16 protein-coding genes are annotated in these 17,811 nt (G+C 67.9%); 7 read left to right on the plus strand and 9 right to left on the minus strand.

The genetic code is table 11. The features are described from left to right. Positions 1 to 138 precede the first annotated feature (138 nt). From F3087_RS35365 to F3087_RS35375, 3 genes are all read left to right on the plus strand, one after another. Positions 139 to 426, plus strand: coding sequence for a hypothetical protein (locus F3087_RS35365; protein WP_191094308.1), 288 nt, complete (start codon positions 139 to 141; stop codon positions 424 to 426). After that, positions 408 to 848 carry a DNA-binding protein gene (locus F3087_RS35370; RefSeq protein ID WP_223885587.1) on the plus strand — a complete coding sequence of 147 codons (441 nt, stop codon included), beginning with the start codon at positions 408 to 410 and terminating at the stop codon, positions 846 to 848. Before F3087_RS35365 ends, F3087_RS35370 begins: the two co-directional genes overlap by 19 nt. Before the next feature lie 233 nt (positions 849 to 1,081). Continuing rightward, positions 1,082 to 1,924 carry a tyrosine-protein phosphatase gene (locus F3087_RS35375; RefSeq protein ID WP_223885588.1) on the plus strand — a complete coding sequence of 281 codons (843 nt, stop codon included), beginning with the start codon at positions 1,082 to 1,084 and terminating at the stop codon, positions 1,922 to 1,924. A gap of 61 nt (positions 1,925 to 1,985) precedes the next feature. Here F3087_RS35375 and F3087_RS35380 read toward each other — a convergent pair whose 3' ends face one another. Together F3087_RS35380 and F3087_RS35385 are read right to left on the minus strand one after the other, a co-directional pair. After that, positions 1,986 to 4,178, minus strand: a complete 2,193-nt coding sequence (locus F3087_RS35380) for an elongation factor G-like protein EF-G2 (protein ID WP_150406484.1) — start codon at positions 4,176 to 4,178, stop codon at positions 1,986 to 1,988. A 152-nt stretch (positions 4,179 to 4,330) separates the two neighbouring features. After that, a complete protein-coding gene (locus F3087_RS35385; RefSeq protein ID WP_150406485.1) occupies positions 4,331 to 4,741 on the minus strand; it encodes a RidA family protein in 411 nt (136 codons plus the stop codon). 184 nt (positions 4,742 to 4,925) lie between these two features. Here F3087_RS35385 and F3087_RS35390 point away from each other — a divergent pair, with 184 nt between their 5' ends. Next, entirely contained in the window at positions 4,926 to 6,266 is a 1,341-nt protein-coding gene (locus tag F3087_RS35390) for an MFS transporter (RefSeq protein ID WP_150406486.1), read from the plus strand. Between the two features lie 102 nt (positions 6,267 to 6,368). Here the strand turns inward: F3087_RS35390 and lipA are convergent, their stop codons facing one another. The 5 genes from lipA to sucB all read right to left on the minus strand — a co-directional run bounded on the left by lipA (position 6,369) and on the right by sucB (position 11,597). Further along, complete coding sequence (lipA, locus tag F3087_RS35395; RefSeq protein ID WP_150406487.1) at positions 6,369 to 7,385, minus strand: lipoyl synthase; 1,017 nt, start codon at positions 7,383 to 7,385, stop codon at positions 6,369 to 6,371. Between the two features lie 24 nt (positions 7,386 to 7,409). After that, positions 7,410 to 8,141, minus strand: coding sequence for a lipoyl(octanoyl) transferase LipB (gene lipB / locus F3087_RS35400; RefSeq protein WP_150406488.1), 732 nt, complete (start codon positions 8,139 to 8,141; stop codon positions 7,410 to 7,412). A gap of 234 nt (positions 8,142 to 8,375) precedes the next feature. Then, positions 8,376 to 8,912: a GNAT family N-acetyltransferase gene (locus F3087_RS35405; RefSeq protein WP_150406489.1), complete on the minus strand. Its 537-nt coding sequence runs from the start codon at positions 8,910 to 8,912 to the stop codon at positions 8,376 to 8,378. Next, on the minus strand, positions 8,909 to 9,817 hold the full coding sequence (locus tag F3087_RS35410; RefSeq protein WP_150406490.1) for a TIGR01777 family oxidoreductase: 909 nt from the start codon (positions 9,815 to 9,817) through the stop codon (positions 8,909 to 8,911). The genes F3087_RS35405 and F3087_RS35410 overlap by 4 nt, the downstream gene beginning before the upstream one ends. Before the next feature lie 13 nt (positions 9,818 to 9,830). Continuing rightward, the gene (sucB, locus tag F3087_RS35415) at positions 9,831 to 11,597 is read right to left on the minus strand and encodes a 2-oxoglutarate dehydrogenase, E2 component, dihydrolipoamide succinyltransferase (protein ID WP_150406491.1); all 1,767 of its coding nucleotides are present in this window, start codon (positions 11,595 to 11,597) and stop codon (positions 9,831 to 9,833) included. 261 nt (positions 11,598 to 11,858) lie between these two features. Here sucB and F3087_RS35420 point away from each other — a divergent pair, with 261 nt between their 5' ends. Next, positions 11,859 to 12,221: an oxidoreductase gene (locus F3087_RS35420; protein WP_150406492.1), complete on the plus strand. Its 363-nt coding sequence runs from the start codon at positions 11,859 to 11,861 to the stop codon at positions 12,219 to 12,221. Between the two features lie 153 nt (positions 12,222 to 12,374). On the opposite strand, the gene F3087_RS35425 is transcribed toward F3087_RS35420, so the two are convergent. Continuing rightward, positions 12,375 to 13,886: a leucyl aminopeptidase gene (locus F3087_RS35425; RefSeq protein WP_150406493.1), complete on the minus strand. Its 1,512-nt coding sequence runs from the start codon at positions 13,884 to 13,886 to the stop codon at positions 12,375 to 12,377. Next, positions 13,883 to 14,680 carry a TetR family transcriptional regulator gene (locus F3087_RS35430; protein WP_150406494.1) on the minus strand — a complete coding sequence of 266 codons (798 nt, stop codon included), beginning with the start codon at positions 14,678 to 14,680 and terminating at the stop codon, positions 13,883 to 13,885. The genes F3087_RS35425 and F3087_RS35430 overlap by 4 nt, the downstream gene beginning before the upstream one ends. A gap of 110 nt (positions 14,681 to 14,790) precedes the next feature. Here F3087_RS35430 and F3087_RS35435 point away from each other — a divergent pair, with 110 nt between their 5' ends. Both F3087_RS35435 and gcvT read left to right on the plus strand, forming a co-directional pair. Next, complete coding sequence (locus F3087_RS35435) at positions 14,791 to 15,396, plus strand: GNAT family N-acetyltransferase (protein ID WP_150406495.1); 606 nt, start codon at positions 14,791 to 14,793, stop codon at positions 15,394 to 15,396. Positions 15,397 to 16,528: 1,132 nt separating this feature from the next. Beyond that, complete coding sequence (gene gcvT / locus F3087_RS35440; RefSeq protein ID WP_150406496.1) at positions 16,529 to 17,629, plus strand: glycine cleavage system aminomethyltransferase GcvT; 1,101 nt, start codon at positions 16,529 to 16,531, stop codon at positions 17,627 to 17,629. Positions 17,630 to 17,811 lie beyond the last annotated feature (182 nt).

A 17,811-nucleotide genomic window follows, 5' to 3' on the forward strand; every position in this document is an offset into this window, starting at 1 on the left:
AGTTCGAGCTGTACTACGACGTGTAAGTCGTTCGTACACCGAGTCGTTCGGCAACGGCCCATCCGCGTCCGCGGGTGGGCCGTTGCCCGTTTCCGGCGTAGCGTTGATGTTTCCTACTTCGATTGATAATCTCGTGACGTGAGCGACGAACCCGAGCATCGGATCGGCGAAGGCCCCGCGACGCGGGTGAGTCTGTCGTTGCCGGAAGGCACCGCCGAGGCGATTCGCCGACGGGTGGGTAAGCGTGAGTTCTCGTCGTTCGTCACGTCGGCGGTCGAGCGGGAATTGCGGGGAATGCTGCTCGACGAGTACATCGCCGATCATGAGCGGCGCAATGGGCCGCTGCCCGAGGCGGAACGGCAGCGGGCCAGGGACATGTTCGATCATGCTCTCGGTGAGTCGGGCCAGTGGCACGAGGCAAGCTGAAATCTGGGCGCGACAATCCGACGTCTGGGCAGCACGGAACGTTGGTACTGGACTGCGATGGATTGTCCCGCCTAATAGACGATTCCGTGGCAGTCGTCGCGATCGTCGCCGAAGCCCGTTCTCGCGGCATGGAAGTCGTGATCAGCGCGCTCACCATCGTCGAGGCAACCCATCGCAAGACCGACAAGGCCAGACTCGCCTGGTTGTTGTCCGCGTTGCGTGTCGAGCAGGTCGACGATGCGGCCGCAAAGGCTGCCTCGGCACTGCTGCTCGACGCCGGATTACACGGCCACAAATACGCGATCGATGCTGTTATCGCGGAAATGGCGCTGCGGCAGCAGGTTCCGGTGGTCATGCTCACCAGTGATCTCGATGACATGCGCAAGTTGTGCGGCGCGTCCGTGCGTTTGATCGCGACATAGTTCGATCACGTAATCCGGCGGAATTCGCGCCGGTATTTCCGCTGCGACGGGCAGGTTACGGGGATTGGATCCGGTGTCCAGGGGGAATCTCGTTGACTGCTGGGTATGTTCCGGTGAGTGGGGTGGATGGGGCGAACGCCGATACCTGACTGGAACAGGTTCTACTGTCCGGCGTCATGAAGATTTCGTTAATTTCATTGATAACTGCGGCTTTGGCGATATTCGCCGTGACGATGACTACCGCTCCACCCCTTGCGACCGCGCAGCCGGAGGCCGAGTTGGCGGCGGCGAGCGGGAAGATCGATTTGCAGGGGGCGGTGAATACCCGGGATATCGGGGGGTATCGGACCTATGACGGGGAGAAGACGAAGTCGGGCAAGGCGATTCGGTCGGATTCGCTGGAGAAGTTGACCGACGCGGATGTGCAGAAGCTGGCGGGGCTGAAGGTGAAGACGGTGATCGATCTGCGCACGCCGGGGGAGGTGCAGTTCGCCGGTGCGGACAAGCCGATCCCGGGAGCGCAGGCGGTGGCGCGGCCGATCGACGACACGGGACTGTTCCAGCAGATGCTGGCGGTGATCCAGACGCGCGATCCGCAGAAGCAGGAGGCGGCGCTCGGCGGCGGTAAGGCCGAGCAGATCATGCTGAACATGTACACGACGTTCATCAGCCGCCCGGAGTCGCGCACCGCGTTCGGGCAGACGCTGAAGGATCTCGCGAACACCGACAAGGCGACGCTGTACCACTGCACCGCGGGCAAGGATCGCACCGGCTGGCTGACCTACGTGCTGCTGCGCGCGGTCGGCGTGCCGGAAGGCACTGCGCGGCAGGACTATCTGCTGTCCAACCAGTACCGCGCCGCCGCGGACGCCGCCCTGCGCCAGCAGGTGCAGCAGGCGGGGCTGATGCAGAACCCGGATCTGCTGATCCCGTTGCAGGAGGTCCGGACCGAATACCTGGACGCCGCGGTGAACAAGATGGAGCAGGATTACGGCGATCTCGGCAAGTTCCTGACCAAGGGACTCGGCCTGGACGCGGGCACCATCTTGAAGCTGCGCAAGAACCTGGTCACCTAGGAACGAAAGATATTCGGGCCCATCCACTTACCCGTGGGTGGGCCCGATGTCGTTGTCAGGACTACTTTTTCGCCCGCAATGTGGCGGCGAGCTGACCGGGCATCGATTCGTGCCGGGTGTAGGAGCGAGTGAAATCGCCGGTCCCGTGCGAGAGCGAACGCAGATCGATGGCGTACCGGCTGAGTTCGAGTTCCGGCACCTCGGCGTGGATTCGGGTACGCCCGACCCCGTGCGGCTCGGTGCCGAGAACGCGCCCGCGCCGACTGGACAGGTCGCTCAGCACCGGTCCGACATAGTCGTCGGAAACCACCACCCACACTTCGGCGATCGGTTCCAACAGCGAAACACCGGCGTTGGCCGCGGCTTCCCGCAACGCGAGCGCCCCGGCAGTCTGGAACGCGGCATCGGAGGAGTCGACCGAATGCGCCTTCCCGTCGAACAGCGTCACCCGCACATCCACGAGCGGATATCCGGCGGCGACCCCGCGCGTCGCCTGCGCGCGCACCCCCTTCTCTACCGACGGAATGAACTGGCGCGGAACAACTCCGCCGACCACCCGGTCCACGAACTCGATCCCCGACCCACCGGGCAACGGCTCGACCTCGATCTCACACACCGCGTACTGCCCGTGCCCGCCGGACTGCTTCACATGCCGGCCGCGACCATTCGCCTTGCCCGCGAACGTCTCTCGCAACGCGACCTGATGCTCGACCACATCCACCTGCACCCCGAACCGGGTCCGCAACCGCTCCAGCGCGACATCACGATGCGCCTCACCGAGACACCACAGCACCAGCTGATGAGTGTGCGCGTTGTGTTCGAGCCGCACGGCCGGATCCTCGGTCGCCAGCCGGGCCAGGCTCTGCGAGAGCTTGTCCTCGTCGGCCTTGCTGTGCGCGGTGATCGCGATGGGCAGCAACGGATCCGGCATCTGCCACGGCTCGATCAGCAGCGGTTTGTCGGTGCCGGAGAGGGTGTCGCCGGTTTCCGCACGACTGAGCTTGGTGACGTAAGCGATGTCGCCGGCGATGGCCTGGCCGAGCGGGCGCTGCCCCTTGCCGAACGGCGAGGAGACCGCGCCGACCCGCTCGTCGACATCGTGACTCTCGTGGCCGCGTTCCTCCAGCCCGTGCCCGCAGACGTGCACCGTGTCGTCGGGGCGCAGCGTGCCGGAGAACACCCGCACCAGCGACACCCGGCCGACGTACGGATCCGACGCGGTGCGAATAACTTCCGCGGCGAGCGCGCCGTCCGGATCGCAGTCGAGATTGCGCCGGGTGTTGCCGCCCGCGGCGGTGACGGCGGAAACCACGTGCTCCGACGGCGTCGGGAAGCCGCCGGTGATCAGGTCGAGCAGCTCGACGGTGCCCAAGCCCTGCTTGGCGCCCTCCGGCGCGGGCGCACCGAACAGGACCGGATGGAAGCTACCCCTGGCCACGGCCCGTTCGAGATCGGTGACGAGGGTGGCGAGGTCGATCTCTTCACCGCCGAGATAGCGGTCCATCAGGGTTTCGTCTTCGGATTCGGCGATGATGCCCTCGATGAGCCGGTTGCGCGCCTCCTCCAGCAGCGGCTGCTGTTCGGCGGTCGGCGCGGTCTCCACCCGCTCCCCGGAGGAGTAGTCGACCACGCAGTTCGGCAGCAGCTCGATCAGCCCGGTGACCGGGCGATGACCGTCCGCGCTTTTCGGGCCGTACACTGGAAGATGCAGCGGCAGAACGTTTTCCGACACTCCGCCGCCGAGCACGGTGCGGCAGGTCTCGGTCATCTCCTCGAAGTCGGCCCGCGCGGTGTCCAGGTGCGAGAGCACGATCGCCCGCGGCATGCCGACCGCCGCGCATTCCTCCCACAGCGCCCGGGTCGCGCCGCTGACGCCTTCCGCGCCCTCGGCCGCCGAGATGACGAACAGCGCCGCGTCCGCCGCGCGCAAGCCGGCCCGCAATTCGCCGACGAAGTCCGCGTACCCGGGAGTGTCCAGCAGATTGATCTTCATCCCCGACCAGGCCAGGGGCACCACGGACAACTGCACAGATCTGTGCTGTCGATGTTCGATCTCGTCGTAGTCCGAGAGTGAGGTTCCGTCCTCGACCCGCCCCGCCCGATTCACCGTCCCCGTGGTCAGCGCCATCGCCTCGACCAGTGTCGTCTTCCCCGACCCGCTGTGCCCGACCAGCACCACATTTCGTATCTGTTCCGGCCGCTCGGCCGCAAACACTCTGCCGTTGCCCCCTACGGTTCCACTCGTCTTGTCCACTGTGCGTCTCGCTTCCTCGCGCCCCGACACCTGCGGTCCTTCGAGCTTCCCACCGGCGGTCGCCGCGCGTGCCCGGATCGGGAGATCCGATATGACGGACTGCCCGGTCCGTACCTGGTCGGACGCGCGGTGTCGTGAGAGGAGCGCGGGGCTCAGCCGATCGCGACCACAGCCTCTACCTCGACCAGGAACTCGGGGCGGAACAATCCGGCCACCTGGATGAGCGAGCTGGCGGGGTTGGGCAGGTCGCCGAGGGCGGGGCGGAGGAACTCGTCGCGGACGTCGCGGAGTTCTTGCAGGTTGCTGGTGTCGGTCACGAACCAGGTGAACTTGACCAGGCCGGTCCAGTCGGTGCCGAGGGCGTGCAGGATGTTCTGCAGGTTGGTCAGCGCCTGCCTGGTCTGTGCGGCCAGGTCGTTCGCGCCGACCAGGTTGCCGTCGGCGTCCACCGCGATCTGGCCGGACACGTGGGCGAGCCCGTTGGAGGTGGTGACCGCCTGGGCGTATCCGAAGCCGGGAGCGACGCCGGGGATGTCGGTGAGCCGTTCGTTGATCTTCGCCATGCGCACAGCGTAGACGGCCCGATCCGGAGGCGGTGTGAGTCTGAATCTTGCAGTCCTGCTATGACTTACGTGCATCCGGAGCGCGCGCGAACTCGGCTTCGCGGCGGCGAACCGGTCGATTCGAGACATGGGGACCCCCGGTTGGGGGCTTGACCGGCGGGTGCTCGCGGGGTGAGAGTGCGGCATGGTTGTCACACAGGACGTGCCGCGCGCGACGCTGCGCAAAGTCACGCTTCGCCTGGTGCCGTTTCTCGGGCTGCTCTATTTCGTCAATTACCTCGACCGGGTCAATATCGGGTTCGCCGGGCCCAGCGGGATGAAGGCCGACCTAGGGCTCACCGAGACGGCGTTCGGGTTCGCCTCGGGGATTTTCTTCCTCGGCTATCTGGTGCTGGAGGTGCCGAGCAATCTGGCGTTGCACAAGTTCGGTGCGCGCCGCTGGATCGCCCGGATCCTGGCCAGCTGGGGCGTGATCGCGACCGGCATGGCGTTCGTGCCCAACGAAACCGTCCTGTACATCCTGCGATTCGCGCTGGGTGTGGCGGAGGCGGGGTTCTTCCCCGGCATCCTGCTGTACCTCACGTACTGGTTCCCGCAGAAGCAGCGGGCGAAGTTCGTCGCGCTGTTCATGGTCGCCGTGCCGATCTCCACCGCGCTCGGTTCGACCATGTCCAGCTTGATCATTCAGTACGGGCACGGTGTATTCGGGCTCAGCGGCTGGCGATTCATGTTCCTCGTCGAGGGTGTGCCGGCGCTGCTGCTCGCCGTGGTGACCTGGTTCTATCTCACCGACAGTCCCGCCCAGGCGAAGTGGCTGACTAGCACCGAACGGCAGTGGCTCAGTACCGAACTCGCCGCCGAGCAGGCGGCCGTGGAGAAGGGCGAGCACTGGACGTTGCGCAAGGCGCTCACCGATACCCGGATCATCGGGCTGGCCCTCGTCTACGGCGGAATCGTCTACGGGCTCTACGCGCTCGGCTTCTTCCTGCCGACGATCATCAACGGCTTCCAGCAGCAGTACGGGACGCACTATTCGGTGGTGCAGCGCGGTCTGATCAACGCGGTGCCGTATGTCATCGGCGCCGTCGTGATGGTGTGGTGGAGCAGGCACGGTGACCGGACCGGTGAACGTCCCTGGCACGTAGCGCTTCCCGCGCTGCTCGGCGGATTGGCCATCCCGGTGGCGCTCTACCTCGGGAATCCGATCGCGGCCATGACCGCCGTAACCGTCTGCGCCGTCGGTGTTCTCGCCGCGCTGCCCACCTTCTGGGCGCTGCCCAGCGCCTTCCTCACCGGTGCCGCCGCCGCGGGCGGCATCGCCCTGATCAACTCGATCGGCAACATCAGTGGTTTCGCCGCGCCGTACATCACTGGTGGGCTGAAGGATTGGACCGGAACGCAGCGTGCAGGACTGTGGGTGGTCGGATTCGCCATGATCGGCTCCGCCATCGGCGCGCTGGTGCTGTGGAAGCGGACCAGCGTTGGTGCGCAGGAGGATTCGGTCTCGCTGAACAAGCGGGAGTAGGCCTGGAGCCGAGGCGCTCGACTGAAGGAACCCGGTCGAGCGAGATCGGTGAAGTGTCGCACACGGAACCACCCGAGGGTAGGTCCGTGTGCGACACCGCGATCAGTTGCCGAAGCGAGCCAGGACGGACGACGCTTCCTGGGACGCCGCGCCGCCTTCGGCGAGATGCGCCATGGCGGGTGCGATTTCGCGGCCGTGGTGGGCCATCGCCTGGCTGTAGAGGCGACCGGCGCGGTAGGACGAGCGGACCAGCGGCCCGGCCATCACACCGGCGAAACCGATCTCTTCGGCCATCTTCGAGTGGTTGACGAACTCCTGCGGCTTGACCCAGCGGTCCACCGGGTGGTGGCGCGGGGAGGGGCGCAGGTACTGGGTGATGGTGAGGATGTCGCAGCCTGCCTCGTGCAGGTCGCGCATCGCCTGGGTGACCTCTTCGGGGGTCTCGCCCATGCCGAGGATCAGGTTGGACTTGGTGACCAGGCCGGCCTCGCGCGCCGCGGTGAGCACCGAGAGGGAGCGCTCGTAGCGGAAGGCGGGGCGGATGCGCTTGAAGATGCGCGGCACCGTTTCCAGGTTGTGTGCCAACACCTCCGGGCGCGCGGAGAACACCTCGGCCAGTTGCTCGGGGACGGCGTTGAAGTCGGGTATGAGCAGCTCGACGCCGGTGCCCGGGTTGAGTTGCTTGATGGCGCGCACGGTTTCGGCGTAGAGCCAGGCGCCGCCGTCTTCCAGATCGTCGCGGGCGACGCCGGTGATGGTCGAGTAGCGCAGGCCCATCGCCTGCACGCTCTCGGCGACTCGGCGCGGCTCGTCCCGATCGAGTGCGGCGGGTTTGCCGGTGTCGATCTGGCAGAAGTCGCAGCGGCGGGTGCACTGCTCGCCGCCGATCAGGAAGGTGGCCTCCCGGTCTTCCCAGCATTCGAAGATGTTGGGACAGCCCGCTTCCTCGCACACCGTGTGCAGGCCCTCGCGTTTGACCAGGCCCTTGAGCTCGGAATACTCCGGGCCCATCTTGGCCTTGGTACGAATCCATTGAGGTTTGCGCTCGATCGGGGTCTCCGCGTTGCGCGCCTCGATGCGTAGCAGTTTGCGTCCTGCCGGTGCTGAAGCTGAGGTCACTTGATCGACATTACGCCTACCGGATCAGGCGCTCGCGTCCCCTCCTGCCGGTGTGACGCGCGCAATATCGTGCGCGGTTACCGGCAGTTCGCCATTGAGCGCCCTGGCGATGGCATCGGCGACGAGCGGCTTGACCTCATCGACCGTCACCTCGCGGCCCAACTCGCGCGACAGCGTGGTGACGCCGGCGTCGCGGATGCCGCACGGGATGATCGCCTGGAAGCCGTCCATGGCCGAATTGCAGTTGAGCGAGATGCCGTGCAGGGCAACGCCGCGCTGCACCCGCACGCCGATCGCGGCGATCTTGCGTTCGGCGAACACGTCGGTCGCGGGCAGCCAGACCCCGGAGCGGCCCTCGATCCGGCCGCAGGTCAGGCCGAGGTCGGTGCAGACGGTGATCAGGGCTTCCTCGAGCCGGCGCACGTAGTGCACGACGTCGACCGGCTCGGCGAGCCGCACGATCGGGTACCCGACCAGCTGGCCGGGGCCGTGCCAGGTGATCTTGCCGCCGCGGTCCACCTCGACCACCGGGCTGCCGTCGATGGGCAGATCCTCGGTCTCGGTCCGGCGGCCCGCGGTGTAGACCGAGGGGTGTTCGAGCAACAGCAGGCGATCGGATCCGATGCCCTCGGCCCGCTCCGCGGCGATGGTCCGCTGCAGTTCCCAGGCGCTGTGGTAGTCGATGAGTCCGAGATCCTCGACCACGATCGGGGTCGTATCGAATCGGGCGGACCACGTGGTGCGCGTGTCGTTCACGAGCTCGACGGTACGCCGGACGGCCACATCTATTCCAGCCGTGCTCTGTGGAGCGTGCCACAGGTTAACGGGCGGACTACGCCCACGATTCGATACCCAGCGACCCATGATGGCGGCAAATCGCGCGGTAAGTGCCGACAGCCGCACCACTTCTGATTTCCCGCACCGAAAATCGCATGCAAATTTCGGTGCGGGAAATCAGAAGTGGTGCGGCGGGGGTGGTGCGGTCGGTGTTTAGTGGGCGTGGACCGGGAGGGTGAGCTGCATGAGGGTCAGGTCCATCCAGCGGCCGAACTTGTGGCCTACCTCGGGGAACTCGCCGATGACGCGGAAGCCGAAGCGTTCGTGCAGCAGGATCGAGCCGGTGTTGCCGGATTCGATGCCGGCGATGACGGCGTGCACGTGACCGGACTGGCGTGCGCGGTCGAGCAGCTCGGTGAGCAGGGCGGTCGCGATGCCGCGGCGTTGGAACCGGTCGTCGACGTACACCGAATTCTCCACGGTGAAGCGGTAACCCGCCTTCGGCCGCCACGGGCCGTAGCTGGCGTAACCCGCGACCTCGCCGTCGACCTCGGCGACCACGATCGGCAGGCCCGCCGAGGTGCGCGCCTCGAACCAGGCGACCCGCTCGTCGAGTTCGACCTGCTCCAGATCCCAGATCGCGGTCGAGGTGGCGATGTTGGCGTTGTGGATCACCAGGATCGCGGGCAGGTCGTCGCGGTGCGCGTCCCGGATGAGGGTGGCGGGGCGGGTGTCGAGCTGGTCGGTCATCGATCGTCTCCGGGTCGGCCCGCCGTCGCGGCCAGTGCGGCGCCGATGGTCGGGTGCTGGAACTCGTAGCCCGCCTCCTCGAGGGCCGTGGGTATTGCTCTGGGTCCGCGCAGGATCGCCTCCTGCGCGAACTCGCCGAGGAGGGCCCGCAGCGCGAACGCGGGGACCACCAGCGGGGTCGGCCGGTGCACGGCGCGGCCGAGGGCCCGGCTGAATTCGGCGTTGGTGACCGGTGCCGGGCCGACGACGTTGAGCGGCCCGGTAAGTGTGTCGGTGCCGAGGGCGAAGACGATCGCGCCGATCTCGTCGGCCATCGAGATCCACGGCGTGTATTGTCGCCCGCTGCCGAGTCGTCCGCCGAGGCCGAGCGAGTACAGCGGGTGCAGCATGTTGAGCAGGCCACCCTGGCCGGACAGGACGACGGCGCTGCGCAACAGCACCGTGCGCACGCCCGCGTCGGCGGCCGGGCGGGTCGCGGCTTCCCAGTCGCGGCAGAGCGTGGCGAGGAAACCTGAACCGGCGGGGGAGGTTTCGTCGACCACCCGGTCGCCGGTGTCGCCGCCGTAGAAGTGCACGCCGCTCGCGTTCAGCAGCGTCGGCACGCTTGCCTTGACGACCGCCGCGGCCAGCACGTCGGTCGGGGTGATCCGGCTGTCGCGCAATTCCTGTTTGAAACTGCCGTTCCAGCGGCGGCGCCCGATGCTCGCACCGCACAGGTTGACCACGGCATCCGCGCCGCGCAACGCCCGCTCGTCCAGTTCGGCCCGGACCGGATCCCAGGTGAACTCGTCCGGTCCGGCCGCCCGCCGGCGAACCAGGCGGGCGACCTCGTGCCCGTCGCGGCGCAGAGCCGCGACGAGCGCTGTCCCGATCAGCCCGGACGAGCCGGCGATCACGACCTTCATGTGCACACGACGGTTAGAGCCCGAGGTCGGCCTCGAACGCCGCCTCCTCGAGCCGGTGCCGGATCGTGGTGAGGAAGCGACCCGCGTCCGCGCCGTCGATCAGGCGGTGGTCGTAGGTCAGCGGCAGGTAGCACATCGAACGGACGCCGATGGACTCGCTGCCGGTGTCGTCCTTGACCACCACCGGGCGCTTGACGATCGCACCCGTGCCGAGCATGCCCGCCTGCGGCGGAAGCAGGATCGGGGTGTCGAACAGGGCGCCCTGGCTGCCGATGTTGGTGATGGTGAACGTGCCACCGGCCAGCTCGTCGGGCTTGAGGCCACCGTTGCGCGCGCGGTTGGCGATGTCGGCGATGGCGCGAGCCAGGCCGGCCAGCGACAGGTCGCTCGCGTTGTGGATCACCGGGGAGAGCAGGCCCTGCTCGGTGTCGACGGCGATGCCGAGGTGCACTGCCGCGTGGTAGGTGACTTCCTTGGTCGAATCGTCGTAGCTGGCGTTGACGTTCGGGTGCACGCCGAGCGCCTCGACGACGGCCTTGGCGAAGAACGGCAGGAACGTCAGGTTGACGCCCTCGCGCTCCTTGAACGCCGCCTTGGCCTGGGCACGCAGCGCCGCGATCTTGCTCACGTCGGCCTCGTGCACCTGGGTCAGCTGAGCGGTGGTACGCAGCGATTCCAGGGTCTTGGTCGCGGTGATCTGGCGGATGCGGTTCGCCTTCTGCACGGTGCCGCGCAGATGGGCCAGCTTCGCGCTGGCGGCCGCGGGGGCGGCCGGTGCCTTCGCTGCGGGAGCCGCGGCCGGTGCGGCGGCGGCCGGCGCCGGCGCCTTCTTGGCCTCCGCGGCGGCGAGCACGTCCTGCTTGCGGATGCGTCCGCCGACACCGGAACCGGTGAGCGCGGACAGATCGACGCCGTTCTCGTCGGCCAGCTTACGAACCAGCGGGGTGACGTACGGCGTCGCGCCGTTGCCGCCGCTGGAGTCCGACTCGGCCGGGGCCTTGGCCGCGGCGGGCGCCGGAGCCTTGGGGGCCGGGGCAGCGGGCTTGGGTTCCGGTGCGGGAGCCGGCTTCGGCGCGGGCGCCGCTTCCTGCTTGGGCTCGGGCTTGGGTTCCGGCTTCGGCGCGGGGGCCGGCGCCGCCTTGGCGGGGGAACCGCTGCCGATCACGCCGAGCTGTCCACCCACAGCGACGACATCGTCTTCCTGCGCGGTGATCTCGAGCAGCTTGCCCGCGACCGGCGAGGGGATTTCGGTGTCGACCTTGTCGGTGGAGACCTCGAGCAACGGCTCGTCCACGGCTACGTCGTCGCCGACGGCCTTGAGCCACCGGGTCACGGTGCCCTCGGTGACCGACTCGCCCAGCTCGGGCATCTTGACCGGGGTGCCGTCACCGGACGACGCGGGCGCGGCCTCGGCGGCGGGCGCCGGGGCTTCCGCAGCGGCAGGCTCGGGTTCGGCGGCGGGGGCTTCCTCGGCGGGAGCCTCCTGTGCGGGCGCGGCAGCGGCTTCGGGGGCGGGAGCCGAACTCGGCTCCGGCGCCTCGCCGGCATCGCTGATCACGCCGAGCTCACCACCGACCTCGACCACATCATCTTCTTGGGCGACGATCTTCGACAACACGCCCGCCTGCGGGGACGGGATCTCCGTGTCGACCTTGTCGGTGGAGACCTCGAGCAGCGGCTCGTCGACCTCGACCGTGTCTCCTTCCTGCTTCAGCCACCGGGTGACCGTTCCCTCGGTGACGCTCTCACCAAGAGCTGGCATCTGGACGGAGAAGGCCATGTCCTCTGACTCCTCTGACTGCTCGACGGGTTTCTACAACAGTTGATCTCTCTGCGGACCCCCGTCGCGGGTTGCGGCGCGAGTCCGAAAGCCACCGATCATTGTGCGTGGCACCGGAGATCTGTGTGGTTCTTGTACCGCGATCCATCCTTGCACTCGTCCGCTCGGCGCGTAGCACAAGGGCGGCGAACTCCACAGAGCTGGCAAGATAGAGGTACCGATGCGTTCGAGGTATCGGGGTGCGAAAGGAGGTGCGCGTCGTTGGGTTTGCTGGATCGTTTCCGGGGCGGCGCGACCCGGGGTGGCAGCGCGTTACGTGCGGGTTCCGGGGGTAGCGAGGATGCCCGTTATCTGGCCGAGTGGGTGCGTGCCCACGTCGGCGTCGAAGGCTATTTGGAGCCGAAAACGACCGTGACGGATGTCACCGTCGTATTGATCGCAGCCGACGGTGAATGGACCCGGCGGATCGTCGGGGAGCGCGGCGCGCAGCGGCTTGCCAAGGATTTGCGGATTCCGGTTTACGAGGTCGCGAAGATCGGATATCCGCAGCGGATGCGCGACTACGATGCGCGCAAACGGATCGAGCGGCAGCGCGCGTTCGAGGAAGATCTGCGCGACCTATAGCCGCTGGCTACCGTCGGGCGACCCGATTTCGTGTCGGAGATGTCCAGATTTTTCGGGCCGGAAATCGTCCCTGAATCGGGTGCGGAATCCAGGGCCGCAGCTTCCGGGTAGCGAGGGTGTGCCGCCCGAATCACTCCGGGCGGCGCATCCGCGTCACTCGCCGGCGATGTCCTCGATGACCGCGATCAGCGTGCGGACCGGGACGCCGGTGCCGCCCTTGCCGATGTAGCCGAACGGGCCGCCGGTGTTGTAGGCCGGGCCCGCGACGTCCAAGTGCGCCCACTGCACGCCCTCCGGGACGAACTCCTTGAGGAACAGCCCGGCCGAGAGCATGCCGCCCCAGCGGTGCGGTGCGACGTTGGCCAGGTCGGCGATCTTCGAGTTCAGGTCCGCGCGCAGCTCGGCAGGCAGCGGCATAGCCCAGCCGTTCTCGCCGTTCGCCCGGGAGATCTCGGCGACCCGGTCGCGGAACTCCTCGGTGCCCATGATGCCGGGGGTGCGGGTGCCCAGCGCCACCATCTGCGCGCCGGTCAGGGTGGCCACGTCGATCAGGTAGTCGGGCTCGTCCTCGCTCGCCCGCACGATCGCGTCGGCCAGGATGAGCCTGCCCTCGGCGTCGGTGTTGATCACCTCGACGGTGGTGCCGCCGTACTGGGTGAGCACGTCGCCCGGGCGCTGCGCGGTGGACGAGGGCATGTTCTCCGCCATCGGCACGGTCGCGGTGACCGTGACCGGCAGGCTCAGCCGCGCGGCGAGCAGCGCGGTGGCCACGACCGCGGCGGCGCCGGCCATGTCCGAGGTCATGTTCTCCATGTTCTGCGCCGGCTTGATCGAGATGCCGCCGGTGTCGAAGGTGATGCCCTTGCCGACCAGCGCGACCTTCTTCGGGCCGCCCGCGTAGGTGATCCGGACCAGCCGCGGCGGGCGCGAGGAACCCTTGCCGACGCCGAGCACGCCGCCGTAACCGCCTGCGTCCAGGGCGGTTTCGTCGAGCACCTCGACCTCCAGGCCGGCCGCCTCCGCCAATTCCTGCGCGCGGGCGGCGAATTCGGCGGGGTAGAGGTGGCTGGGCGGGGTGTTGACGAAATCCCTTGCGGTGGCGATGGCTTCGGCGATCAGTTCGGCGCGGAACAGTTCTTCCTCGCCGAATTCCGCTTCGGGGACCAGGAATTCGACCCTGGCCACCGGGCGCTCGTCCGGCTTCGGTGCGGACTTGTCCGACTTGAACGGGGTGAACGTGTAGGCGCCGAGGTAGAAACCCTCTGCGGCAGCGCCGATGTCGAGGCCGGACAGCGTGGTCGCCACCAGTTCGGTGCCGGACAACGTGCGCGCGGCGACACCGGCCGAACGGCGGATCTGCTCGGCATCGATCTTGTCCGCGGCGCCGAGGCCGACGGCGAGCACGCTCGTCACCCCGTCCAGCCCGGCCGGGGCGGGCACCCGGGTCAGCTCTTCGGCCTTGCCCTTCGCGCCGACCGCGCCGAGCTGATCCAGCAGTTCCGCGCGGAGGTCGGCGGGGAGCACGTCGCCGAACAGGTCCTCGGGCACGATGGCCGGGCCGTTCTCGGACGAGGTGAGGCCGACGACGAGGACATCGGTATCCGCGGCGATGGTCTGCGTACGGGCGAGCTCCGGTCCGAGGGAGCGATCTGCAACAGCGGTCATGGGCTCAGGCTACTGGGCAGTCGGATTGCTATTCCGTCGAGGAGTAAGGCGAGCCCGGTGTCGAGGATTCGGTCCAAGTCCAGGTCGGGGCCCGGCTCGCCGGTCGAGAACAGGCGGTGCATGACCGGGCGGACGTCCGGGTCGAGCAGCTCGGGGAGGTCGGCGGGCCGCTCCGGGTGCTTGCCGCGCTGCCGGTCGGCGCGTTCGGAACCGGTCAGCAGCGCGAGGCCTTGAACCAAGCCGGAGAAGGACAGGTAGATGGCGAGCATCTGTTCGCGGGTCAGGTCCTGGTGGTCGAGGGCGGCGAAGGAACGTTCGAGGATGTCGAGCAGTGCGGGACCGATCGGCGGGCGGGTGCGGGCGAGGATCGGCAGCATCCACGGGTGGCGCTGGTACAGCTGCCACTCTTCCTGCGCTTCGTAGCTGAGCTTGGCCCGCCAGTCGGTGAGATCGGTTGCAGGCGGGCCGATTTCGGCGAGTACCAGTTCGGCCATGCCGTCGAGCAGGGCCTCGCGATCGGGGAAGTAGCGGTATAGGCCGGCGGTGGCCGCGCCGAGTTCGCTGGCCAGGCGGCGCATGGAGAGGGCGTCGATGCCGTCGCGATCGGCCAGGTCGACGGCGGTGCGCAGGATGGCGATCGTGGTCAGTTTGGCCGGTCGCGCGGTGCGGGGTGCAGGGGTCACGTCGTCGCGGCGGGCGCGGTAGGCGCGGGCCTGGCAGGCGCGCGAGCAGTACCGGCGTTTGCGGCCGCGTGCCGGTTGCGCGAGGGCGTTCCCACAGATCCCACAGGCCATTCCGGCCTCCATTTCGACACACGAACAGTTGTGACGAAATACTAGCTGTATCGATTTGACCTGCCTACCTTGGCGAGAGCACACAGCGTTCACGACGAAAGGGTCAGCGGATGGAGATCACGGTTCGACAGGCGAGCAAGCAGGATCGCGATGCGGTGATCAAGGCCTTCTCGATCGCCAGCCCCGATGAGGTGGTGACGGCTTGGATCCTCGACGGACACCCGATCGAGCAGTTCACCGAGCAGTACGTCCCCGCGCTCATCGACCGCGCGCTGAGCGACGACGAGATCTGGATCGCCGGCACCGAATCGGAAATCTGGGCGATATCGATCTGGCAGCACGTGACGTCCGCGGACCGCGTCGAGCGCGAGGCGGCCGAAGCCCGCGCACTGGCCGAATCCGTCCCCGGCGTCCGCGCCCTCCAGCGAGCCGCCACAGTGAGCGACCTACTCGGCCGCACCCACCCCCGCGAATTCCCCCACCGGTATCTGCAGGTGATCGTCACGGTCCCCGAACATCGAGGCAAAGGCGCAGGCGCCGCCATCCTCGCGGCTCAAACCAAAGCCGCCTCCTCGGCAGCAGTCCCCGCCTACCTCGAATCCAGCACCGACCGCTCCGCCCGCCTCTACACCCGCATGGGCTTCGCCCAAACCGCCACCACCCACGACCTCCCCGACGGAGGACCAACCCTGCGCCCCATGTGGTTCCGCGGATAGCAACCGTCGAACGGGACACGGCGGAGACAAAGCGCGAGTGCCACCTCCACCACGTCCCGTTCACCGGATAGTGAGTCGTCGATCGGGACATGGTGGCGGCAAAGTGCGAGTGGTGGTGCTGTGATGTCCCGTTCGGCGAGGTGCGGTTCGCTGAGTGGGACGTGGTGGCGAATGCGAGTGTCGCCGCCGTGAGATCCCGTTCGCCGGATCGTGAATTGCCTAGCGGAACATGACAGCGGTGAGGTGCGAGTGTCGCCGCCGTGAGATCCCGTTCGCCGGGTAGTGAGTCGTGGATCGGGACATGGTGGCGGCGAAGTGCGAGTGTCGTCGCCCTGATGTCCCGTTCGCCGGACCGTGAATTGCCGAGTGGGACATAGCCGTAGTGAAATGCCAGTGACAGCGCCGTCAGGTCCCGTTCGATGGGGAAGATCGTCTGAGCCTAGCCAGCGGCTGCCAGGAAGCGGGCCTGGAGTTCAAGCGCAGCGGACAGGCCCACCGGATAGCCGCGTGATCGTTGGCCGCCGAACGGGACATGACAGCGGCAAAGTGCGAGTGCTGCCGCCGTGATGTCCCGGCCGCCGAATCGCGAGCCGTCGAGTGGGACACGACTGCACCGAATGGGACACGGTGGCGGCGAGGAGCGTGTGGCGACGTCGTGACGCCCGTTCGCCGGATCCGGATAGTGAGTCGCTTATCGGGGCATGGCTGCGGCAAAGTGCGAGTGATGGCGCCGTGATGTCCCGTTTCGGCGAAGTGCGGTTCGCTGAGTGGACATGGCTGCGGCGGAGTGCGAGTGGAACCGCCGTGATGTCCCTATCGCCAGGTTGAGGCTGTCGATAGGGACGTGGTCGAGGCAAAGTGCGAGTAGAGGCGCTGTGATGTCCCGTTCGGCGACGTGCGATTCGCTGAGTGGGACATGGTGGCGGTGAAGTGGGAGTGGAGGTGTCGTCGGGGCCCATTCGGTCGGCTCGGCAGTGTCTGGCTGGGCCGGATGTGATGGGTTGGTGGGTGGTTTTTGATGGTGGTTGGTGATGGGGTCCGATGACGTGGGGGAGGGGTGTCGTCTGGGGGATCAGACGGTGGGGGTGAGGGAGCGGGTCCGGAGTGGGGGTGTGGCGGATAAGCTCGCCGGGTGACCGACTCGAACCTGCTGCAAGGCCCTATCCATGGTGTACACGTCGAGCTGGGGGCGACTTTCGCACCGTTCGGCGGGTGGGAAATGCCCGTCTCTTACGAGGGGACGGTGGCCGAACATCAGTCGGTCCGCACCACGGTCGGGCTGTTCGATGTGAGCCATCTGGGTAAGGCGACGGTGCGCGGTGCGGGCGCGGCGGCATTCGTGAACTCGGCGCTCACCAATGACCTCGGCCGGATCCGCCCGGGCAAGGCGCAGTACACGCTGTGCTGCGCGCCCGACGGTGGCGTGATCGACGACCTGATCGCCTACTACGTGAGCGACGACGAGATCTTCCTGGTCCCCAATGCCGCCAACACCGCGTCGGTGGTCGCCGAGTTGCAGAAGGTGGCGCCCGAGGGCATCACGGTGACCGACGAGCATCGCGAGTACGGCGTCTTCGCCGTGCAGGGCCCGCGCTCGACCGAGGTGCTCGCCGCGCTCGGCCTGCCGACCGAGATGGAATACATGGCCTACGCCGACGCCGAATGGGACGGCCGTCCGGTGCGCGTCTGCCGCACCGGCTACACCGGCGAGCACGGCTACGAGCTGCTGCCCCGCTGGGCCGACGCCGAGCCGCTGTTCCGCGCCCTCGTCGCGCAGGTGAAGGCCGCCGACGGTCAGGCCGCCGGGCTCGGCGCCCGCGACACGCTGCGCACCGAGATGGGCTACCCGCTGCACGGCCACGAACTGTCCCTGGAGATCTCCCCGGTGCAGGCCCGCACCGGCTGGGCGGTCGGCTGGAAGAAGCCCGAGTTCTGGGGCAAAGCCGCACTGGAGCAGGAGAAGTCGGCCGGCCCACGCCGCACCCTGCTCGGCCTCAAAGCCCTCGACCGCGGCGTGCTGCGCCAAGGCCAGAGCGTCCTGCGCGACGGCGAACCGGTCGGCGAAACCACCTCTGGCACCTTCTCGCCCAGCCTCAAGATCGGCATCGCGCTCGCCCTGCTCGACACCGAAGCGGGCATCGAACCCGGCACCGAGGTCGAGGTGGACGTCCGCGGCCGCCGCCTCCGCTGCGAGGTCATCCGCCCGCCGTTCGTGGAGACGAACACGAAGTAAGCATCAGCGCGAGCAGTTGGCGGCGGAATGCAGCGACACGGCGTGTCGTACGGCAAGTCGCGGCGTGGCGCGGTCCCCAGTGCGCAAGGTGCGTACTGCACGGTGTGATTTCCTGGGGCGAATTGGGACACGGGGTGCAGATTGGTGCGCGAGTGGCTGGGGTGGCGGGAAGTTCTGCGGTC

This window comes from Nocardia colli (assembly GCF_008704205.1).
Taxonomy (GTDB): Bacteria; Actinomycetota; Actinomycetes; order Mycobacteriales; family Mycobacteriaceae; genus Nocardia; species Nocardia colli.